Origin of the sequence: Streptomyces pratensis (assembly GCF_037137275.1) — a bacterium.
Lineage (GTDB): Bacteria > Actinomycetota > Actinomycetes > Streptomycetales > Streptomycetaceae > Streptomyces > Streptomyces pratensis_B.
In genome coordinates this window covers 371055-393091 of sequence record NZ_JBBBEN010000092.1, presented here as the reverse complement: position 1 = coordinate 393091, position 22037 = coordinate 371055, and the positions used below count along the sequence as shown (strand labels likewise).

The 22037-nt window shown below is 72.1% G+C and carries 16 protein-coding genes and 1 pseudogene; 14 read left to right on the top strand and 3 right to left on the bottom strand.

The genetic code is table 11. From position 1 onward, the window contains the following. Window positions 1–54 precede the first annotated feature (54 nt). Entirely contained in the window at window positions 55–1716 is a 1662-nt protein-coding gene (locus tag V9U70_RS18560; RefSeq protein WP_336676632.1) for a PLL family lectin, read from the bottom strand. Window positions 1717–2205: 489 nt separating this feature from the next. Then, window positions 2206–4137 (bottom strand): hypothetical protein, encoded by a 1932-nt coding sequence (locus V9U70_RS18555; protein ID WP_336676630.1) that lies wholly within the window; start codon window positions 4135–4137, stop codon window positions 2206–2208. A gap of 376 nt (window positions 4138–4513) precedes the next feature. Here V9U70_RS18555 and V9U70_RS18550 point away from each other — a divergent pair, with 376 nt between their 5' ends. Next, window positions 4514–5572, top strand: coding sequence for a vWA domain-containing protein (locus tag V9U70_RS18550; RefSeq protein ID WP_336676629.1), 1059 nt, complete (start codon window positions 4514–4516; stop codon window positions 5570–5572). An 84-nt stretch (window positions 5573–5656) separates the two neighbouring features. On the opposite strand, the gene V9U70_RS18545 is transcribed toward V9U70_RS18550, so the two are convergent. Further along, the gene (locus V9U70_RS18545) at window positions 5657–6304 is read right to left on the bottom strand and encodes a LysE family translocator (protein WP_336676627.1); all 648 of its coding nucleotides are present in this window, start codon (window positions 6302–6304) and stop codon (window positions 5657–5659) included. 173 nt (window positions 6305–6477) lie between these two features. Here V9U70_RS18545 and V9U70_RS18540 point away from each other — a divergent pair, with 173 nt between their 5' ends. The 13 genes and pseudogenes from V9U70_RS18540 (at window position 6478) to V9U70_RS18480 (ending at window position 21983) form a co-directional block, all read left to right on the top strand. Further along, on the top strand, window positions 6478–7818 hold the full coding sequence (locus V9U70_RS18540; RefSeq protein WP_336676625.1) for an aminotransferase-like domain-containing protein: 1341 nt from the start codon (window positions 6478–6480) through the stop codon (window positions 7816–7818). A gap of 746 nt (window positions 7819–8564) precedes the next feature. Beyond that, window positions 8565–9614: an iron-siderophore ABC transporter substrate-binding protein gene (locus V9U70_RS18535; RefSeq protein ID WP_336676624.1), complete on the top strand. Its 1050-nt coding sequence runs from the start codon at window positions 8565–8567 to the stop codon at window positions 9612–9614. A 79-nt stretch (window positions 9615–9693) separates the two neighbouring features. Beyond that, window positions 9694–10731, top strand: a complete 1038-nt coding sequence (locus V9U70_RS18530; protein WP_336676622.1) for a FecCD family ABC transporter permease — start codon at window positions 9694–9696, stop codon at window positions 10729–10731. Beyond that, window positions 10728–11819, top strand: a complete 1092-nt coding sequence (locus V9U70_RS18525; protein WP_336676621.1) for a FecCD family ABC transporter permease — start codon at window positions 10728–10730, stop codon at window positions 11817–11819. The genes V9U70_RS18530 and V9U70_RS18525 overlap by 4 nt, the downstream gene beginning before the upstream one ends. A 207-nt stretch (window positions 11820–12026) precedes the next feature. Further along, window positions 12027–12569: a hypothetical protein gene (locus V9U70_RS18520; RefSeq protein WP_336676620.1), complete on the top strand. Its 543-nt coding sequence runs from the start codon at window positions 12027–12029 to the stop codon at window positions 12567–12569. 400 nt (window positions 12570–12969) lie between these two features. Then, window positions 12970–13779: a DeoR/GlpR family DNA-binding transcription regulator gene (locus V9U70_RS18515; RefSeq protein ID WP_336676618.1), complete on the top strand. Its 810-nt coding sequence runs from the start codon at window positions 12970–12972 to the stop codon at window positions 13777–13779. 300 nt (window positions 13780–14079) lie between these two features. Next, window positions 14080–14484: a cell division protein SepF gene (locus V9U70_RS18510; protein WP_336676616.1), complete on the top strand. Its 405-nt coding sequence runs from the start codon at window positions 14080–14082 to the stop codon at window positions 14482–14484. Between the two features lie 133 nt (window positions 14485–14617). Further along, window positions 14618–14976 (top strand): annotated as a pseudogene (locus V9U70_RS18505) (nucleotide pyrophosphohydrolase). 123 nt (window positions 14977–15099) lie between these two features. Then, window positions 15100–15600, top strand: coding sequence for a DUF6099 family protein (locus V9U70_RS18500; protein WP_336676614.1), 501 nt, complete (start codon window positions 15100–15102; stop codon window positions 15598–15600). A 175-nt stretch (window positions 15601–15775) separates the two neighbouring features. After that, on the top strand, window positions 15776–16699 hold the full coding sequence (locus V9U70_RS18495; RefSeq protein WP_336676612.1) for an LLM class F420-dependent oxidoreductase: 924 nt from the start codon (window positions 15776–15778) through the stop codon (window positions 16697–16699). 163 nt (window positions 16700–16862) lie between these two features. Then, window positions 16863–17780 carry a homocysteine S-methyltransferase gene (gene mmuM, locus V9U70_RS18490; RefSeq protein WP_336676611.1) on the top strand — a complete coding sequence of 306 codons (918 nt, stop codon included), beginning with the start codon at window positions 16863–16865 and terminating at the stop codon, window positions 17778–17780. Between the two features lie 43 nt (window positions 17781–17823). Then, the gene (locus V9U70_RS18485) at window positions 17824–19344 is read left to right on the top strand and encodes a 3' terminal RNA ribose 2'-O-methyltransferase Hen1 (RefSeq protein ID WP_336676610.1); all 1521 of its coding nucleotides are present in this window, start codon (window positions 17824–17826) and stop codon (window positions 19342–19344) included. Further along, complete coding sequence (locus V9U70_RS18480) at window positions 19341–21983, top strand: polynucleotide kinase-phosphatase (protein WP_336676609.1); 2643 nt, start codon at window positions 19341–19343, stop codon at window positions 21981–21983. The genes V9U70_RS18485 and V9U70_RS18480 overlap by 4 nt, the downstream gene beginning before the upstream one ends. Window positions 21984–22037: the final 54 nt, after the last annotated feature.

Genomic DNA, 22037 nt, shown 5'->3' with positions numbered 1-22037 from the left:
CGGGGCCCCGGGGGCCCGGCCACGCGGGCCCGGGGGAGAGCCCCTACCTGCCGACTAGGGGATCGCGGGCCCGGAATCGTGCAGCCAAGCCCATGCCGACCAGGTGGCGAACCCGGTCTGCCAGCGGTGGTAGACGCCGTCGTGGCTGGTACCGAGCACTTCGATGCGACCGTCCGCGTTGTTCACCGTACCGATCGACGTCCCGCCCCCTCCGAAGTCCTCCCACTGCGAGAACGCCGCGTTCGGGGCGGTCTGCCAGGCGTGGCTCGCGGTGGTGGCGTTGATCGCGAACACCTCGATCCGGCCGTCGACCGACCGCGATGTCGCCAGCTCGGAGTCGGGCGCCCCACCGGAACCGGTCCACGCCGACCACGAGGACGGGCCGGTCTGCCAGCGGCGGAACACTCCCTCGGCGTTGGAGGCGAACACCTCGATCCGGCCGTCCTGGTTGTGGCTGACGGCGACGGCGTGGCCTCCGGTACCGAAGTCCTCCCAGGCGGACCACCCGCCGTTGACACCGGTCTGGTACAGGTGCTCGAACGTCGAGCCGGACAGCGCGAAGACCTCAAGTCGCCCGTCGGGCGCGTTCTCCATGGCGAGTCGGGCATTGGGCGGGCCGCCGTGGGCGCCTTTCCAGCCGGACCAACCGCCGCTGGGCGCCGTCTGCCAGCGATGGAACACCCCGTCGGCGCTGGAGGCGAACACCTCGATCCTTCCGTCGGCGTTGGCGCCCGCCGCCAGGTGACGCCCCCCGGTGCCGAAGGTCTCCCAGGCGGACCACCCGGCACTGGGCCCGGTCTGCCACATGTGGTCGAACGTGGTGTCCGACAGCGCGAAGAGCTCCAGCCGTCCGTCCGCGTTGGGCGCCACCGCCAACTGGGCGTCGCGCGGTCCGCCCGCGAACCGCCACGGCGACCATGCGCCGTTCACCTCCGTCTGCCACGTGTGGTACACACCGTCGGCGCCGGCTGCGAACGCCTCCAGCCGCCCGTCCGCGGACCGCCCGGACACGACCCGGCCCGAGGCGTACGGGTGCTTGGCGCCGCCCTTCATGCCGGACCACAGCGCGTTGGCGATCAGCGCGGCGTCACCCGCCTCGATCCCGTACAGGTGGCGCAGGTCCTCTCTCGGCTGCTGCACACGCCAGCACACCTCGCCGATCGGCGCGTCGTTCCACGAGCCGCCCTGGTAGCGCCGCTCCATCGCGTCGAGGAAGGCGTTGGTCGCGTGGACAGGGTCCAGCCGCTGCTCACGGGTGCCCCACCAGTCCTGCTGCTGGAACAACCCGATGCTGGTGTGGTCGACGGCCTGGGAGTAGTTGTTCATGCTGGTTTCCACGATGATCGTGGCGATGGCGATCGAGGCGGCTCTCGGGTTGAGACCCCGGTCCTTCACCGCCTGCGCGACCATCCGCGCGCAGGACATCTTGTACGCGTTCAGGTAGCCGGCCATCTTCGCGTCGAGCTGCGGGTTGAGCTGTTCGGCCATGAGGCCGTCGGTGGCCGACGGACCGGCCGGGTCGCACGGTTCGGTCGGAATGGCCCAGCCCTGCGGGCCACTGAAGTACCGGGAGACACCGGGCCGGTCGTCGCCCGGCCCCGGCACTGCCCCGGGCTGCGCGGCGGCGGTCGAGGCGGTCATCCCGATGACCCATGCCCAGAGGCCGGCCACCAGGACCCATCTCGTCAATGCGCGGTGCGAACCGCTTCCTGCCATGGTGTGCCTCTCCGTCGTGAACTCCGGTCGTCGGCGGCCGACAGGAGAGAGCACCGATGACATACCGAGGAAATCGGCCTCTTCGCCTCCCGCCCGCAGGCCGTCGCGTCCCGCAGTCCGCAGCCGACCGCACCGAGCGCGCGGCGCTCCTGCTGTTCGAACACGGCCGTGCTGAGGCGGCCGGTGGGGGCGGTCGTCGGCATCGCTGCCCCCGGAATACGGGCGGCTGGGTCGTGCGGGCGCGGTCGACAACGTAGTGGCGGTCCCGTGGAGCGAGGCACCCGGAACGATCCGGAGTGACACACGAGCGTCAGATCCTCCCCCGGCGGGCCTCGGCCGGGGCGTCGCCGCCGCCCCGGTGCTGCGGGGCGGAGGCCGCAGGGCGCGTGACGCAGCCGTGCGGCGGCCCGTGGGGCCTACGCGACCGACCACGGGTGCGCGCCGCCGACGGGACGGGGCCCGGCTCCGCGGTGTGACGACGGGCGATGCTCACGCGCCCCCTGCCTTTTGGCGGAACGACGCGACCGTGGCAGGAACCGTCCGGCTGAGCTGGGGCATGCCCACCGCCCGCGCCCACTCGGTGAAATCTGCGGCGACCCGCTCCACGTCGGCCACGGACGGCCGGCCGTCGGCGGTGTCGGCCATGACCGAGGCCAGCGCGGCGACCGCCCGGGCGGGGCCCTCCGCACTCTCGCTTCGCGGCGCCAACGCCATCGCCAGCTGGAGGAAAGGGGCGAGCGCGGTCACGGCGGGGTTGCCCGCCCCCTGCTCGTAGAGCGCACGGCACCGGGTCAGTGACGACCGGTACTGCTCCTCGTGCGACGGCGGAGGCGCTGCCTGGGACGGCGGGGACCACGGCGCGTTCACCTCGACGGGGGCGAAATCACGGTGCCTCCCCTCCCGCGCGTTGGACGCCTGGCCGAAGGCCGTCCGGGACCAGGTCTCCAGAAGCCCCACGTCATTGCGCAGGTCGTCGAAGCTCGCCATGCTCGGACCGAAGGCACGGAACTCCAGGGGAACGATCGGGACCCCGCCGGGCGTGTCCAGTCCGCGCAGTTCGGTCATGCCGCCGAACGCCCTTTCCTGCGGCCCCTTCGCCCCTTCGGCGTCCGTCGCCGGGGTGAAGTCGGCCGTGCCCTGCAAGGCGTCCCTCACATAGGCGTCCAGCTCGGCGAGGTGCTCCGGGCTTATGGCGGGAACCGATGCGTCGGTCCTCGGAGCCACTTCGTAGTAGTGACTCCACAGGCCGGTCCGGATGGTCTCCACCTGGTCGGCGAGGAATCGCCTCGCGATCTCCGGCAGGGACTGCTGGACCGTGCCGAGGCTCACCCGGGAGAGGACCGCCGTCTTGTTCTTCACCTGGCCCCTGGCCATCTCCCCCCGCTCCGGGCCGTCGATGCGGCACTTGTCGGCCAGGGCGGCGAACTGGGTGTAGCAGAGGGCTCCGAAGCCCCTCAGCTCCTGCGCGCCGAGCTCGCGTTCGTGGCCGGTGAGCCCGGCTTCGGCCGCGAGGTCCCGGAAGCGCTGGGCGACCTCGTTGCCCACCTGCACCGACCTGACCAGATGGTGGTGCGCCTTACTCCTCTGCAACGCGCGGATCTTGCTGCGGGTCGCGTTCCTCGGCTCGTCGGTCTGCACGGCCTCGGCGAAGACCTCCGCCATGCCGTTCAGCGGAAGCCCCACGGTCTGGTGGACGAACAGCCCGTCCCCCATCCCCTCCCGGCCTCTCCTCTCCTGGCCCGGCTCCAGTTTCTCGGGGGCCACCCGGGCGGTCTTGAGGCCGCTCGTCAGCTCGTACCCCTCACTCTCGGGATAGATCTTCCGCATCTGCTTGTCGGTCGGCCTCGCGTCCGCGCCGGGCCCGTAGAGACGGCTGTGCGCGTCCTGGAGGCTGTCGATGGTTTGCGCCGTCGTGCGGGGGAACCGCTGCTCCTCGCCCGGAAGGACCGCGCTGGGTTCGGCCACGAACTCGGCGTTCGTGTAGCCCCGTCTGCTGTCCGACACGAGTTTGATCCCCTGACCGGGGTGCTCCATCAGCTCGATGCCCGTACTGTTGCCCGCCTTCACGTCCTCGCCGTTGGGGCGGACCACGGGGCGGTCGACCTCCACTTCGATGCCTATGGCCCGCTGGACGGGTGTGGACGGGCGGGAGCCCGGGCTCGCCGTCGCCGGTGTCCGCGTCTGCGGTCCGGCGTCCGTGCCGGACACCGCTCCGTCCTCCTCCGCCCCCGTCCGGTGTTCCGGCGCCGCGGCCCAGCGGTGCCCGGCCTGACGGAGCATCTGGACCACGGCGGCGTTCCCCACGCCGGCCTGTAACAGGTGGAGCTCCGGCTGTCGGCCGGGCGCCGCCCGATCAGGGCTGCGGCCCGGCCCGCGCGTGTTCTCGTCCCCGGCCGCAGTGACGTTCTCGTGGTCACGCAAGGAAGCCTCTTCCAGCCCATCGGATACGACTCCTCATGCATACGCGATGACGCGTGGTTCGGACCAGGTACTCCAGGGCAGTCCGGGCCGGCCGCCCGGGCTGTGGCCGCCTGCCAGCCGAGGCACATCGAGTCCGCCGCCATGTCACCGCGAAGGGAGGCGCTCTCCCCGCGCGCGTGCCGCCACAGTCGCCGAAACGCCGCGGACGGTCACGCTCCTCGGGGCCGCGGCTCCTGGGCTCCGGGGGCGGCCGGAGCGGTCCCGGCAGCGTAGGGGGGCTCCCGACGTCCCGTCGATCACGCGCCGACCGGCGTTGTCAGTGCTCGCCCATAGAGTGAGAACGTCACTCAGGGAGCCACGGGGAGGGGGCGGAACCATGTCCGTCAACAAGATCCAACACAAGGTGAACCACGTCGCGCTGGTGGTGGACTGTTCAGGTTCCATGCGTCAGCACGAAGGTCAACTCATCCGTGTGGTGGACGAGTTCGTCGCAGGACTGAAGGCCGAGTCGGACAACCTCGGCCATGAGACCCGGATCAGCCTCTACTCCTTCGACCACCGGGTGGAGAACCTGGTCTGGGACATGGATGTGAAGCACCTTCCGTCCATGCGCGGGCTGTACAAGGTCAACAACGGTGCGACGGCGCTCATCGAGGCGTCGTTGAAGTCGCTGGACGACCTGGGCCACATCTGGGAGGAGTACGGCGAGCACAGCTTCCTTCAGATCGTGGTGACGGACGGCGAGGAGAACGCCTCCGGCGGCGACCGGCGGCACGACGGTGACATGACCGTCCTCGGCCCCTGGCTCGACAGGATCGCGGCGAAGATGGGCGGGCTCCCGGGCCACTGGACGTCCGCCATCCTCGTCCCCAACTCCCTTGCCAAGAGGACCGCCCAGAACTACGGCTTCCCGGCCGGAAACATCGCCATCTGGAACGCGGATTCCCAGGAGGGCGTGGAGGAGGCGATTGGCACCGTGCGCGCTGCCGCCACGAGCTTCCTCCGGGGCAGGGAGCAGGGCGTGCGCGGCACGAAGAACCTGTTCGCCGTCGGCCAGGACGTCTCGGTGGACGAGGTGCGGGCGATGCTCGAACCCATACCGGCCGACAGATACCGGCTCCTGAAGGTGGACAAGGAGGTCGAGATCCGCCCCTTCGTCGACTCGCACCCCGGTGTGACCTACGAACGCGGCTCCTGTTACTACCAGTTGGGCAGCCGGGTCCAGGTCCAGCCGACCAAGGAGATCATCGTGGTCGAGAAGGACACCGACCGCGCCTACACGGGTGAGGCCGCGCGCAGCCTCCTGTTCGGCGCGGGCGTCCACGGCACCGTCTCGGTGAAGGCGGGCAACAATCCCAAGCTGGAGGTGTATGTGCAGAGCCGTTCGGTGAACAGGAAGCTCAAGCCGAAGACGCGTCTGCTCATCATGCTCTGACCTGGAGGAGCGGCGCCGGCCGGCCAGGGCGGCGCCGGCGTGCCGGGCGGCGGGGCGGGTGACGGCTGCTGCCGTGCGTGCGGTTCAGCCCGCACGGGCCGGGGTCGACGTGTCCACAGCGACCGATACGGCCAGCGCCCCGAGCGCCGTCCCCATGACATAGCGCTGCGCCCGCAGCCAGGAGGGGCGGCGGGCGAGGAACGCGGCGATGGCTCCGGCCGCCAGGACGATGGCCAGGTTGACGACCAGGGCCACCGTGATCTGGACGGACCCGAGCAGGAAGCCCTGGAGCAGTACGTTCCCCGCCGCCAGGTCGATGAACTGCGGGATGAGGGAAAGGTACATGATGGCGATCTTCGGGTTGAGCAGATTCGTCATCAGCCCCATCGTGAACAGCCTGCGGGAGGAGTCGTGGGGCATGTCCCGGGGGGCGAAGACGGAGACGCCCGAGGGCCTGAGGGCGGCCCAGGCCAGATAGGCGAGGTAGAGCGCGCCGGCCAGTTTCACGGCGACGTACAGCTCGGGCACGGCGAGGAAGACCACCGACAGGCCGAGGTTCGCGGCCAGCAGGTAGACGAGGAAGCCGACGGCCACGCCGCCGAGGGACACCACACCGGCGCGCCGGCCCTGGGTGATGCTTCGGGAGACGAGGTAGATCATGTTCGGGCCGGGAGTGAGCACCATGCCCAGGGCGACCATGGCGACGCCCAGGGCCCCGCTCGGCTCGACCATGACTCCCCGCCGTTCCCTCGGTGTTCCCCTGTGTGCCGGGGCACCCGAGCGGCACACGATGTCGCTCGGGGCAATGTGGACTCTAGGGCCGCACGATTGCTCGACTCAATAGCGGACATTGCACTCGGTGCAATGATGTGTGCTTCTGCTGTCCCCTACGGAAGGCAAGGGCGGTGAAGGACTTCCGGAGCGTCGCCGACGCGGTGGCGGAGGAGATCGCGGCGGGACGGCTCGGGGCGGGGGAGAGGCTGCCCCCGCAGCGGGAGTTCGCCCGGCGGCACGGTATAGCCGACTCCACGGCCACCCGCGTCTACCGGGAGCTGGCCCGCCGGGGCCTCACCGTCGGCCACGTGGGACGCGGCACGTTCGTACGCGCTCCCGGTGAGACCGCCCCGCCGCCCGCGTTGTCCGAGCCCGCCGACAGCCGCGTCGACCTGGAGCTCAACCACCCGGTGGCCCCCGGGCAGGCCGCTCTGCTCGCCGCCGGGCTGGGCGCGCTGGTGCGGCCCGACCGTCTGGAGTCGGCGCTGCTCCCGGTCGGTCCGGCAGGCACGGCGACAGCGCGCGAAGCCGCGGCGGACCTGCTCATGCGGGGTGGCTGGCGTCCCGACCCGGCGCGCGTCCTGTTCGCCGGAGGCGGCCGACAGGCGATCTCGGCCGCCGTGGCCGCGCTGACGCGTCCCGGAGCGCGGCTGGGCGTCGAGGAGCTGACGTACCCGGTCCTCAAGGCCATCGCCGCCCGGCTCGGCGTCACGCTCGTGCCGTTGGCCATGGACGACGACGGGCTGATCCCCGAAGCAGTGGAGGAAGCGCACCGCTTCGAACCGCTGCACGCCGTCTACCTCCAGCCGACCCTGCACAACCCGCTGTCCCTGACGATGTCCGCCGGGCGGCTGGACGCCGTGGCCGACGTGCTGCTGACGTGCGGGGTCCACGCCATCGAGGACGGCGTCTGGGCCTTTCTCCGGGACGACCAGCCGCCTCTCGCGGCGCGCGCGGCCGAGCGGACCGTCCTCGTCGACAGCCTTTCCAAAAGGCTGGCCCCCGGGCTGTCCCTCGGGTTCGCCGTGGCCCCCGCCGCCGTGGAGGGCGCGGTCGCCGCGTCGCTCCGCTCCGGAGGCTGGACGCCCATGAGGTTCCCGCTGGAGGCGATGGTCCGGTGGCAGGCGGACGGCACCGTCGCCACGCTCGTGAGCGCCAAACAACGGGAGGCCGCGGCGCGGCAGGAGATCGCCCACCGCCACCTCGCCGACTTCCGGACGCGAGGCGCCCCGCCCTCGTACTACCGCTGGTGGGAGCTGCCGCCCCCCTGGCGCGCCGACACCTTCGTCGCCGCCGCCGCACGGGAGGGGATCGCGGTGACTCCGGCAGCCGCGTTCACCGTCGGCCGCCACCGCGCCGCGCACGCGGTCCGCCTGGGTCTGGCCTCTCCCACGCCGCAGACCCTGTCCCGGGCACTCGCCACCCTCGCCGCTGTCGCCCGGTCCGACCCGGACGACTTCGCCCAGGACTGAGGCGCCGCCGAAGGCCGCCGCGCACCCGGCCGCGCCCAGGGAGTTCACCGCGACGACGGCCCTGGCCGGGGCGGGCGGCGGGTGTGGTCGCCCCGCGTCCTCGGGGGCGGGGCGGTCCGTCGGCGCCGGTCTCAGGTCCACCGACTTCGCCGTCGTGCTCGCGGCGGCCTTCGGCGCGCGTACGCGGGGGGCAGCGCCCCGGTACCGCGGCGAGGGGCGGCCTCCATAACGATCAGCGCACGGCGGTCGCCTGGTCCAACGCCCGCAGTCGGCGATCCTCCCGCTGCCTTCGGGGGCTCCGGCGACGGCGGCGCCCCGATCCCCCGGAGGGGCAGGACGTCCTGGCGGGGAACGCGGCCCTTGACCGCCGGACGGACCGCCAGGAGGCGCAAGCGGGCCCCTCACAGAGCTGCGCCGTCGTCGCGGGGGAAGGGCAACTGCGGTGCTGTGAAGGGCAGTACGAGGATGTGCCCGCGGGCTCCAAGGCGCCGCGGCGACGTGCGCCTCTCCGGTGCGGTCGTACCGGCGCCGCCTTGGTCGGCCGCTCGTCCGTGGACGGACTGAACGGTGCGCGGCGGCCTCGTCCGCAGCCTTCGGAGCAGCGGAACGGAGGGCTACGGCGTAGTGGCCGCGAGCGTCACGGTGTCCGTCCGGGCGGCGGAACAGAGGGTGCCTGTTGGCCCAGGCGGGCCCTTGGCTTAGGCTTGCCTAACCTTCAGTCGCTCGTTCAACCATGAGGACCTTCCATGCTCGGCTTCACTCGCGTGCGTCGTCACACTCTCGCCGCTACGGCCACCGCCGTCGCCCTCGCCGTCGCCCTGGCCGGCTGCTCCTCGGACGGCGACGGGGGCGAGGACGAGGCCACGGACACGGCGAAGAGCGGCGGGGCCTTCCCCGTCTCGATCAAGAGCTCGCTCGGCACCGCGAAGATCGAGGAGAAGCCCGAGCGCATAGTCACCCTCGGCCAGGGGTCCGCCGAGACCGCGATAGCCCTCGGCCAGACCCCGGTCGGCATCGAGAGCTACCCCTGGGGCAGCGACGAGTCCGGCTACCTCCCCTGGATCAACGAGGCCGTGAAGAAGTCCGGCGACGAGCTGCCCAAGCAGTTCGCGGGCGGCGAGGAGATCGACTTCGAGGCGATCACCGAGCTGGAGCCCGACGTCATCCTCGCCCCGTGGTCGGGCATCACGCAGAAGCAGTACGACGTCCTCAAGGACATCGCCCCCACGGTCGCCTACCCCGACCAGGCGTGGAGCACCGACTGGGACCAGCAGATCGACATCATCGGCAAGGCCCTCGGCCGGACCGAGGACACGGACGGCCTCAAGACGAAGATCGAGAAGCAGCTGGCGGACGCCGCGGCCACCCGGCCGAACTACAAGGACGTCACCTTCTCCTACATCTACAACTCCGGCCCCGGCACCCTCGGCGTCTTCAAGCCCGAGGAGCAGCGCGTCAAGATGGTCTCCTCGCTCGGCCTCCAGGTCGACCCGGTCGTGAACACCTTCAAGGAGACCCCCGGCACGGACTCGGCCCTCATCGGGCTGGAGAACGCCGGGAAGCTCAAGGACAGCGACATCGTCTTCACGTTCTACACGGACGAGAAGAACCGCAAGGAGATCGAGGGCCAGAAGCTGTACGGCGCGATCCCCGCGATCAAGAAGGGCGCCGTCGTCGCGAGCGACGACAACTCCTTCGTCACCGCCTCCTCGATCATCAACCCGCTGACCGTGCCGTGGACGATCGATCGCTACCTGCCGCTCATCGACGAGGCCGTCAAGGCCGCGGGCAAGTAACCCGACCGGGAACCCCACCGCCGGGGCCACCCCGGCCGGGTACCTCCGCCCCCGAGGTCACAAGGCACACTGCACTCTCATGGCACCCACCACGGTCGCACCGCCGAGCGGCGCCGGTACCTCCCGTACCGGCCTCGCTCGGTCGGCGCTTCTCCTGCTCGCCGCGTTGGCCGTACTGGCCCTCGCCCTCTGCGCGAGCGTCATGTTCGGCAGCCGCAGCACCTCGTTCGGCGATGTCGTCGACGTCCTGCGGGGCACCGCCGACCCCAACGTCGCCATCGTCGTCGAGAGCCGCTACCCCAGAACGGCTCTCGGGGTCCTGGCCGGCCTCTGCCTCGCGGTCGCGGGCACCCTCATGCAGGGTGTCTCGCGCAACCCGCTGGCCGAACCGGGACTGCTCGGCATCAACGCCGGGGCCTCCGCGAGCATCGTCGCCGCGACGGCCTGGTTCGGGGCCTCCGGCGCCACCGACACCATGTGGTGGGCGCTGCCCGGAGCGCTGCTCGCCGGAGTGCTCGTCCACGTCATCGGCTCCGCCGGCACGGGCACGAGCGTGGTGCGTCTGGTGCTCGCCGGCGCCGTGCTCACCGCCGTCCTGATGGCGTTCATCCAAGCGGTGACCCTCAGCAAACCGCAGGTCTTCGACAGCTACCGCTACTGGGTCGTCGGAGCGCTCGGCGGCCGGGACTTCGACGTCTTCTGGTCCGTCCTCCCCTTCGCCGCCGCGGGCTTCCTCCTCGCCCTCGCCCTCGGCCCCGGCCTCAACGCCCTGGCCCTCGGCGACGCGACCGCCGTCGCCCTCGGCTCGCACCCGGGACGCACCCGGGGCGGCGGGCTGCTGGCCGCCACCCTGCTCAGCGCCGCCGCGACCGCGGCCGTCGGCCCCATCGCCTTCGTCGGCCTCGCCGTCCCGCACGTCGTCCGGGCCCTGGTGGGCGTCGACTTCCGCGCCCAGATCCTCTTCTCCGCCCTGACGGGCCCCGCCCTCCTGCTCCTCGCGGACGTGGTGGGGCGGGTCGTCATGCGCCCCACCGAACTCATGGTCGGCGTCGTGACCGCCTTCATCGGCGCGCCCGCGCTGCTCATCGCCGTACGCAGGATGAGGGGAGCCTCATGACCGCCACCCCGCAGACGTCCGCCGGTCCCGCGGCCGAGCGCACACCCCCGCCCAGGTCCCCCCGCGGCTATCTGGTCATCGGCCGCACCGTGGCGATACCCGTGCGCCGGGCCTCCGTCCTCGCGGGCGCGGTCCTCTTCGCCCTCCTCCTCGCGGCCGCCGTCGCCACGCTGACCTGGGGCCGTCTCGGCGTCGACCTCGCCGACCTGCCCGCCGCCCTTCTCGGCGACGCCGAGGGCAAGGACCGCTTCGTCTTCAACCGGCTGCGCGGCCCCCGGCTGACCGTCGCCATCGGCGTCGGCGCGGCTCTCGGCCTCTCCGGTGCGCTGTTCCAGTCCGTCACCCGCAACCCGCTCGGCAGCCCCGACGTCATCGGGCTCTCCGCCGGAGCCGGGGCGGGCGCGGCGATCTGCGCGCTGATGTTCCCCGACACGGTCCCCGTCGCCGTCGGCGCGCTCATCGGCGCGATCACCGCGATGGCGCTCGTGTACGTGTCCACCGGCACCGGCTTCCGCGACCCCGCCCGGCTCGTCATCGCCGGCATCGGAGTCGCGGCGATGGGCGCGGCCGTCACCCAGTACGTCGTCTACGCACTCGAACGGGACAAAGCCTCCGTCCTCACCGCCTACGTCAACGGCAGCCTCACGGCACGTTCCTGGACCGACGCCACCACCATCTGGCTCGTGCTGCTGGCCGTCGTCCCGCTGACCGCGTGCATCTCCCGGCGGCTCGACATCGGCGAGATGGGCGACGACATCGCCCAAGGGCTCGGCTCCGAGCCGAAGAAGGCCAAGACCCTGGCCGTGCTGCTGGCCATCGCGCTCTCCGCCGCGGCCGTCAGCGTCTCCGGCCCCATCGCCTTCATCGCCCTGACCGCCCCCCAGATCGCCAAGCGCGTCACCCGCTCCTCCGGCCCCCACCTGCTGCTCTCCGCGCTGACGGGCGGTCTGCTGCTGGTGCTCGCCGACCTCTGCGCCCAGCAGCTCCCCTTCTTCGAGGACCTGCCGGTCGGGATCTACACCATGGCGATCGGCGGTGCGTACCTCGGCTACCTGCTGGTCCGGGAGTGGCGCAAGGGCGTGCTCTGAGAGCCGCGACCGTCACCCTCGCGGGCCGGGTCCGCGACGGGAGGACGAGACCGTACGAGGGACCGCACTCGGCTCGGGCCGCAGGGGCGCGGGGGCGTCGACCGCGGCCGGCGACGGGCCGTATCGAGGCCGTGCCGGGGAGTGATCGCGCCACACCGGAGCGGTGACGACTGGTCACGTACAGGTTCGTGGACCATACTGCCCGCCGTGGAGCAGAGCATAGATCTCAACAAGAAGCCCGAGTTCGCCGCAGGCACCGACCCGGCGTTCATCCCCCTGCCCGGTCTGACGCCGGCCGGAGCAGCCCAGAAGGCGCAAGCGGAACCAGAGGACGGCGCGAAGGCGGATACGGCGGTGGCGGCGGACGCCGCCTTTGAGGCGGCAGACCCCGAAACGCAGGACGCCGGCTCCGACGGACAACCGGAAGCGGACGCGACAGCGGGAGAAGAACCGGAGGAAGGGGCTGAAGACGGCCCCGTCTTCGAGGTCAGCGACCGTCGCGGCTCGATCCGGGTGGCCCGAAGGGGCATCGACTTCCGGCTGGACGACCAGGAAGCCCTGTTCGACTGGGACGAGATCGGCGCGGTGGAGATCACGCCGGCCCGGTTCGGCCGCCGGTTCACCGTCACCGTGCACCTGTCGTCCCGCCGCTGGTTCAACGCAGAGGTCGAGGCGGGGAGCCGCAGCGAACTCAAGCGCTGGCCCGCCGAGATGGAGGCCGTCCTGGACGTCTACTTCGAGGAGTCCTGAACCCGGCCCCGCCTTCTCCGTGCACGTGGACGCGGTGCGACCGTGACCCGGGCCCGGAGGCCCCGCCACTCCTGGGCGGCACTCCCGGCGTTACGCCGTAGGGGAGCACCGCACGGAGCGCCTCTCGCCGCTCTGTCGTGCGGTGGGGCGGACAGCGTGAGCGGGCCGGGCCGCGGGAACGCGCCGTCCTGCCGTACCGGCGCGCCCCGGCGGGCTGCTCCCGCCCCGGTCTCCGGCCGTGCCGCCCGACGGGGGCGGGTGGCGTAACCGGCGCGGAGCCCGCAGAAGCAGAGGTCAGGAGGGCTGCCGTCGGGTTTGTGCGACGCTTGCGGCTGTCCGGCCGCCGGTGACCGCGTTCCCGCGAAGCGCGGTGCCCGTGCCGGACGGTGAGGAGACGCTCTTGTCCAGGGACGCCCGGTGGGACGCGCTGCTGGAACTGGTCGGCAAGCACGGCAGGGTGGACGTCGAGGAGGCGGCCGCCACGCTCGCGGTCTCGGCCGCGACCATCCGCCGCGACCTGGACCAGCTCGCCGAACAGCACCTGCTGACCCGCACGCGGGGCGGCGCGGTCGCGCACGGGGTCTCCTACGAACTGGCGCTGCGCTACAAGACGGGTCGCCACGCTCCGGAGAAGCAGGCCATCGGCCGCGCGGTCTCCGAACTCGTCGCCGTGGGCGCGGTGGTCGGCCTGACCGGCGGTACGACGGTGACAGAGGTGGCCAGGGCCCTGGCCGTGCGCCCGGACATCGTGGGGGAGGCGGCGACGGGTGCGGGCGGCCCGTCGGCGCAGCCGACGCTGACCGTGGTGACGAACGCCCTCAACATCGCGAGCGAGCTGGCGATCCGGCCGCAGATCAAGATGGTCGTCACGGGCGGGGTCGCCAGGCCGCAGTCGTATGAGCTGACGGGGCCGCTGGCCGTCGGTGTGCTGAACGAGATCACCCTGGACGTCGCGGTCCTCGGCGTGAACGCCGTCGATGTCGAGCGCGGCGCCCACGTCCACCACGAGGGCGAGGCCAGCGTCAACCGGCTGCTCGCGGAGCGGGCACAGCGGGTGGTCGTCGCGGCCGACTCGTCGAAGATCGGCAAGCGCGCCTTCGCCCGGGTCTGCGACCTGAGCCTGATCGACGTGCTGGTCACGGACTCAGGCGTCGCGGCGGAGGCCAGGGACCGGTTCGGTGAGGCAGGGGTCCAGGTGATCACCGTCTGAGCGGGGCATACCCTTTGCGTAGCCCGAGTGGCACGCGGTCTCCGCGCGACCGGGGCCGGACACGGTCGGCGCGGTCTGCCGAGGGCGTCGTCGCCGCTGCGCGACGATCCGGAAGCGGTGGGGGAGAAGAGGTGCGGTGCGAGGGCCAGGTGCCGACCGCGAGAGCGGCGGCGTCAGCGACATGAGCGGCCACTTCGCCGTGTCGTTGGTACGCCGAACGGGTGAGGGGCGAGAGGATTGCCCGATGAACAGTGAGCGCAGCCGGCGCGAACCCGACCGGCTTACGGACGGGGTAGCCCTGTGAGCAGGTACGACAGGTACGACAGATATGACGCCACCGACGAACAGTGGGAAGGGCTCGCCCAGGTCGTCCCGCTGCGCGGCCGGGACGAGTGGCCCTCCCGCGTCGACCACCGCACCGTCCCGGACGAGCGCGCCGCCGAGCAGCGACGCCTCGTCGTGCTGCGGGTGCAGGTCTTCGCCGACGCCCGGGAGGTCGCCGAGTACCTGGTGGCCCAGGTTCCGGTACTCCTCGACCTGACGGCGGCGGAGTCGGACGTGGCGAAGCGGATTCTCGACTTCAGCAGCGGGGTGGTCTTCGGCCTCGGCAGCGGCATGCACCGTGTCGACCGCAACGTCTTTCTGCTCTCGCCGGCCGGTATGGAGGTCGAAGGGGTCACGCCCGCGGGGCTCGCCCAGTCGTAGTGACCGGTCACCGGGGGGCGGTGACCCGTGTGGGCCGCCGCCCCGGCCGCGCTGTCCGCGCCGGTCGTCCCCTCGGCGCTCTGGCTCGGCAGGCGCTGAGGTCCGTGCCGGCCGAGGTGATAGACCTGGGGCCGTGACGGACAACGATGTGACGGAACTCCAGCGACGGCTGGCCGCGTTCGCGGCGGCGCGGGACTGGGGCCAGTACCACACCCCGAAGAACCTGGCTGCGGCGCTGAGCGTCGAGGCCTCCGAACTGCTGGAGATCTTCCAGTGGCTGACGCCCGAACAGTCGGCCAGGATCATGGAGGATGCCGAAGCGGCCCACCGGGTCGCCGACGAGGTCGCCGATGTGCTGGCCTTTCTCCTCCAGCTCTGCGAGGTGCTGGGCATCGACGCCACGGAGGCGCTGGCGGCCAAGATGGAGCGGAACGAGAAGCGCTTCCCCCTCCCTGCTTCGCCGGACCCCTCGAACGTCACTCTTCGGAGTGAGTAAGTTATCCACAGGCGACTTCCTGTCCACAGATTTCCGATTTCCTCTGGCCTTACGGTGCTCTTTACCTCACTGTGGGTAATGAATGAGGTGAGCGGGTTTTCGTATGGACGGGGGAAGTCATGGAAGCGGAGCGACTCATCGAGGCGGGACGGCGGGCTCTGGCTGCCAGCCAGGGGCCGCTGGACGTGATGGCGGAGGCCTGGCAGGCGCAGGCCCTCGCGCGGGTGGTCGGCAGCCGACTGGCGATGTGCGGGCCGATTGAGTTACGCGGGGAGGCACAGGCCCTCGGGGAGATCGGCGCCGGGTCCGCCGCACTGGATCATCCGAAGGTGCTCTGCGGCGGCGCGAGGGCCGTTCAGATGTCCGGCATCGCCGACGTGCGGGCTGCGCTGGCAGGGCTCTCCCTGCTCCTGGGCGAGGCCGGGATCGCCCTGGTGGGGGTGGCCTGCGACACGGGGGAGGACGGCCTCTACTGGCAGTGCATCGAGGCGATGGACGCGGCGGACGAATCGCTGGACCGGGTCCACGGGATGCTGAGGCGTCTGACGGAGCGGGAGCGGGAGCGCGACGGCCCGTACGGCGGTATACGCGGCCCCGCGCCGTCAGCGGCAGGGCCGTGAGGCCGTGGGGGCCGGTCGTCGGCAGGCCGGGGCGCTGACAGGCCGGGAACGGACGGGCCGGGCGGGGTCGGGCGGAGTGCGGGGCGAGGACCACGGCCCCGGGGGAGAGAAGGAGCGGGGAGGGGGCGGCCGGTCTGGTGAGGAGGACTGGCCGGTGGAGGGGCAGGATGGAGGCATGGACCTTCGCATCTTCACCGAGCCCCAGCAAGGGGCCGACTACGACACCCTGCTCAGCGTCGCCAAGGCCACCGAGGACTTGGGCTTCGACGCCTTCTACCGATCGGATCACTACCTCCGGATGGGCTCCGGAGACGGTCTGCCCGGACCGACCGACGCCTGGATCACCCTGGCCGGACTGGCGCGCGAGACCCGCCGGCTGCGACTCGGCACACTGATGACCGCCGGCACGTTCCGGCTCCCGGGCGTTCTGGCCATCCAGGTGGCCCAGGTCGACCAGATGTCCGGGGGACGAGTCGAACTGGGTCTGGGGGCAGGCTGGTTCGAGGAGGAGCACAAGGCCTACGGCATTCCGTTCCCGAAGGAGAAGTTCGGCCGCCTGGAGGAGCAGCTGGCGATCATCACCGGCCTGTGGGCGACGGAGATCGGCAAGACGTTCAGCTATGACGGCACGTACTACCAGCTCACCGACTCACCCGCGCTGCCGAAGCCGGCTCAGCCCAAGGTGCCCGTGCTGATCGGCGGACACGGGGCGACCCGCACCCCGCGGCTGGCCGCGCAGTATGCGGACGAGTTCAACATCCCGTTCGCCTCGCTGGAGGACAGTGAAAGGCAGTTCGGCCGGGTCAGAGCCGCCGCACAGTCGTTCGGGCGGTCTCCGGACAACCTCGTTTACTCCAACGCGTTGGTCGTCTGCACGGGCAAGGACGACGCCGAGGTGGCCCGGCGCGCGGCGGCCATCGGACGGGACGTGGAGGAGCTCAAGGCCAACGGGCTGGCAGGTTCTCCCGCCGAGGTCGTCGACAAGATCGGCCAGTACGGGGCCATCGGCTCGTCCCGGATCTACCTGCAGGTGCTCGACCTGGCCGATCTGGACCATTTGGAACTGATCTCCTCACAGATCCAGTCCCAGCTGACCTGACCTGACCTGACCTGACCTGACCTGACCTGACCTGACCTGACCTGACCTGACAGACGTGGCGGGGCCTGCCCTGGTCTGCGCTGATCGGCTGGTGGAGCGGCGCGGCCGGGGGGCCGGCCCGGGCGGGTCGGGAGGGGCGGGGGAGGAGAGCGAGGAGGAATCAGTGAGCACCGGCCGTACGCTCGCCGACGCGATGGCCACCGGCCCCGTCCTGCTGGACGGCGGGCTGTCCAACCAGTTGGAGGCGCAGGGCTGCGACCTGTCCGACGCGCTGTGGTCGGCCCGGCTCCTGGCCGACGCGCCGGAGCAGATCCAGGCCGCGCACCTCGCTTACCTCCGTGCGGGGGCGCAGGTGGTCATCACGGCCAGTTATCAGGCCACGTTCGAAGGGTTCGAGCGCCGCGGCGTCGACGGGGCCGGGGCCGCGGCGCTGCTCGCCCGCAGCGTGGAGCTGGCCCGGGACGCCGTCGGCGCTGCGCACCGGGCCGACCCGGGGCGGGAGAGATGGGTCGCCGCGTCGGTCGGTCCCTACGGGGCGATGCTCGCGGACGGCAGTGAGTACCGGGGGCGGTACGGGCTCAGCGTGCGGGAGTTGGCGCGCTTTCACCGCCCCAGGGTGGAGGCCCTGGCCGCGGCCGGGCCCGACCTTCTGGCACTGGAGACGGTGCCGGACGCGGACGAGGCCGAGGCGTTGGTCGCGGTGGCCGAGGAGACGGGGCTGCCGTTCTGGCTCTCGTACACCGTTGCGGGTGGTCGGACCCGGGCCGGGCAGCCGCTGGAGGAGGCGTTCGCGGTGGCCGCCGGGCGGGAGTCGGTCCTCGCGGTCGGGGTCAACTGCTGTGAGCCGGGCGAGGTGCAGCAGGCGGTGGAGCTGGCGACGGGGGTGACCGGCAGGCCCGCGGTGGCCTATCCGAACAGCGGGGAGAGCTGGGACGCGGTAGGGAGGAGGTGGATGGGGCCCAGCACGTTCGCCCCCGGGCGGCTGCGGGGCTGGGTGCGGGCGGGCGCTCGGCTCGTCGGAGGCTGCTGCCGGGTCGGGCCGGACGGGATCACGGATCTCGCCGGACAGAGGGGGCGTTGAAAATGCCTGGTGGGGGCAGGGCGCGGGAGCCATACTCGGACGGGTGTTCCTGACAATCGGTACGACCGGCAGCCCTGAACGCCCCGCCACCGACCTGGGTTTCCTGCTGCACAAGCATCCCGATCGGGCGCAGACGTTCTCGACCTCGCACGGCACGGCGCATGTCTTCTACCCCGAGGCGTCCGCCGAGCGCTGTACCGCCGCACTTCTGCTGGAGGTGGACGCGGTGGCGCTGGTGCGGCGCGGCAAGGGCAAGGGGCGGGGAGGCGCGCCCGACGCGGCGCTCGCGCAGTACGTCAACGACCGCCCCTATGCGGCGTCCTCCCTGGTGTCGGTGGCCCTCGCCGCGGTGTTCAAGTCCGCGCTGGGCGGGGTCTGCCGAGCCATGCCCGAGCGGGCCCTGAGCCGGATGCCGTTGCGGATCGAGGTGCCGGCGCTGCCCGCCAGGGGCGGTGCGGAGCTGGTGCGCAAGCTGTTCGGACCGCTCGGCTGGACGACGGTCGAAGCCGTGGCCGTGCCGCTGGACGAGCAGTTCCCTGAGTGGGGCGACTCGCGTTACGTACGTCTGCTCCTGGAAGGCGAGTTGCGGCTCGCCGAGGCGTTGCGGCAGCTCTACGTCCTCCTGCCGGTGCTCGACGACGCCAAGCACTACTGGGTCGCGCCCGACGAGGTGGACAAGCTGCTGCGGGCCGGGGACGGCTGGCTCGCCGACCACCCCGAGCGGCCCCTGATCACCCGGCGCTATCTTTCCCACCGCTGGGGGCTGACCCGCCAGGCCGACCAGGCACTGGAGCTGGTCCGGCTCGCAGAGTCGGACGACCTCGACGTGGAGAGCATCGACAACGCGGTGGACGAGAACACCGACACGGAGGAGAGGCCGGTCCCGCTCGCCGCACAGCGGCGCACCGCGATCCTGGACGCACTGCGCGGTGCGGGGGCGAGCAGGGTCCTCGACCTCGGCTGCGGTCAGGGCCAGTTGGTCCAGGCGCTCCTCAAGGACGTGCGCTTCACGGAGATCGTCGGGGTCGACGTCTCGATGCGGGCCCTCACCATCGCCTCGCGACGGCTGAAGCTGGACCGGATGGGGGAGCGGCAGGCGGGCCGGGTCGCCCTCCGGCAGGGGTCCCTCACCTACACCGACAAGCAGCTGAAGGGTTACGACGCCGCCGTGCTCAGCGAGGTCGTCGAGCACCTGGACCTGCCCCGGCTGCCCGCGCTGGAGTACGCGGTCTTCGGCGCGGCACGGCCGGGCACCGTGCTCGTGACCACGCCGAACGTCGAGTACAACGTCCGCTGGGACACCCTTCCGGCCGGGCACGCGCGGCACGGGGACCACCGCTTCGAGTGGACCCGGGCCCAGTTCCGCCACTGGGCGGAGCAGGTCGCGGAGCGACACGGCTACACCGTCCGGTACGTGCCCGTCGGACCGGACGACCCCGAGGTGGGACCGCCGACCCAGATGGCCGTGTTCACCTTGGCCGCCACCGGGGACCACGCCACCACAGCGGCTGCCGGGACGGCCGTCGAAGCGACTGGGAAGACGAAGGAGGCGTCAGCCGCATGAACCCCCGCACCGGCGACACCGGCACCGACACCGACAGCGCGAGCACCGACGCGACCGACAGGACCCACAGCACCGGCGACGCCCTCCGGGCGAGCGGAGGGAGCGCCCCGCGCATCCTGCCGGTGACCGACCTTTCGCTCGTGGTCCTGATCGGGGCCAGCGGATCGGGCAAGTCCACCTTCGCGCGCAAGCACTTCAAGCCGACCGAGGTCATCTCCTCGGACTTCTGCCGCGGTCTCGTCGCCGACGACGAGAACGACCAGAGCGCCAGCGGTGACGCCTTCGACGTCCTGCACTACATCGCCGGCAAACGGCTGGAAGCCGGGCGGCTCACCGTCGTCGACGCCACCAGCGTCCAGGCCGAGAGCCGCAAGCAGCTCGTGCGACTGGCCCGGCAGCACGACGTGCTGCCCATCGCCATCGTCCTCGACCTCCCCGAAGAGGTCTGCCGCGCGCGCAACGCGGCCCGCCCGGACCGCGCCGGCATGCCGCGCCACGTGATCCAGCGGCACCGCCGCGAGCTGCGGCGCTCCCTGCGCGGCCTGGAGCGCGAAGGCTTCCGCAAGGTGCACGTCCTGCGCACAGAGGCGGAGGCCGAGAGCGCCGAAGTGGTCCTGGAGCGCCGCTACAACGACCTGCGCCACCTCACCGGCCCGTTCGACGTCATCGGAGACGTCCACGGCTGCCGCTCCGAGCTGGACACCCTCCTCGGCAAGCTGGGCTACGTGGACGGCGCCCACCCGGAGGGCCGCACGGCCGTCTTCGTCGGAGACCTCGTCGACCGGGGCCCCGACAGCCCGGGGGTGCTGCGCCGCGTGATGTCCATGGTGGCGGCGGGCAACGCCCTGTGCGTGCCGGGCAACCACGAGAACAAGCTCGGCCGCTACCTCGCGGGCCGCAAGGTCCAGCAGACCCACGGTCTGGCCGAGACCATCGAGCAGCTTGAGCGCGAGGACGCCGAGCACCCCGAGTTCCGCCGGCAGGTTCGGGAGTTCATCGACGGCCTGGTCAGCCACTACGTCCTGGACGAGGGCAGGCTGGTGGTCTGCCACGCCGGACTGCCCGAGAAGTACCACGGCCGCGCCTCCGGCCGGGTCCGCTCGCACGCGCTGTACGGGGAGACGACCGGGGAGACCGACGAATTCGGGCTGCCGGTGCGCTACCCGTGGGCCGAGGAGTACCGGGGCCGGGCCACGGTGGTCTACGGCCACACCCCCGTGCCCAGCACCTCCTGGATCAACAACACCATCTGTCTGGACACCGGCGCGGTCTTCGGCGGCAGGATGACCGCGCTGCGCTGGCCGGAGCGCGAACTCGTCGACGTGCCTGCCGAGAAGGTCTGGTACGAGCCCGTCAGACCCTTGGTCACCGAGGCGCCCGGAGGCCGGGAGGGCCGGCCGCTGGACCTCGCCGACGTGCAGGGCCGCCGGATCGTGGAGACCCGGCACATGGGTCGCGTCGCCGTGCGCGAGGAGAACGCGGCCGCGGCGCTCGAAGTCATGAGCCGGTTCGCCGTCGACCCGCGGCTCCTGGCCTACCTTCCGCCCACCATGGCCCCCACCGCCACCTCCCGCCGGGACGGCTTCCTGGAGCACCCGGCCGAGGCCTTCGCGCAGTACGCCGCCGACGGCGTCGAGCGGGTCGTGTGCGAGGAGAAGCACATGGGCTCCCGCGCTGTCGCCCTGGTGTGCAAGGACGCGGGGGCGGCGACCGCGCGCTTCGGCACGGTGGGAGTCGAGGGCGCGCTCTACACCCGTACCGGGCGACCGTTCCTCGACGACGCCGCGCGGACCGACGCCGTCCTGGCCCGGCTGCGGACCGCCGTAACCGCCGCCGGGCTCTGGGAGGAGTGGGACACCGACTGGGTGCTCCTGGACGCCGAGCTGATGCCGTGGTCACTGAAGGCCGGCGGCCTGCTGCGCTCGCAGTACGCCGCCGTCGGCGCCGCGTCCGGCGCGGTGTTCCCACCGGCCGTCGCCGCCCTGGAGCAGGCGGCGGCCCGGGGTGTCGACGCTGCGGGCCTCGCCGCCCGCCAGCGGGCCCGCGCCCGGGACGCGGCGGCGTTCACCGACGCGTACCGGCGTTACTGCTGGAGCACCGCGGGGCTGGACGGGGTGCGCCTGGCCCCCTTCCAGGTCCTCGCCGTGCAGGGCCGGTCCCTCGCCCCGGTGCCGCACACCGAGCAGCTGGCCTGGTTGGACCGGCTGGTCGAGCACGACCCGACCGGCCTCCTCCAGGTCACCCGGAGGCTCGTCGTCGACACCGGGGACGAGGCCTCCGTGGGCTCGGGCGTCGACTGGTGGCTGGAGATGACCGGGCGCGGTGGCGAGGGCATGGTCGTCAAGCCGCTCGGCGCGCTCGTCCGGGACGGCAAGGGCCGTCTCGTCCAGCCCGGCGTCAAGGTACGGGGCCGGGAGTACCTGCGCGTCATCTACGGCCCCGAGTACACCCGCCCGGAGAATCTGGAGCGCCTGCGCTCCCGGTTCCTCGGTCACAAGCGCTCGCTGGCGCTGCGGGAGTACGCCCTCGGGCTGGAGGCCCTGGACCGGCTGGCGGAGGGAGAGCCGCTCTGGAGGGTCCACGAGGCGGTCTTCGCCGTCCTGGCCCTGGAATCGGAGCCGGTGGACCCGCGGCTCTGAGCCCCCGGGCTCGATCCGTGGGCGGTTCGCGGGGGTGAACGGCGCTCCGCGCGG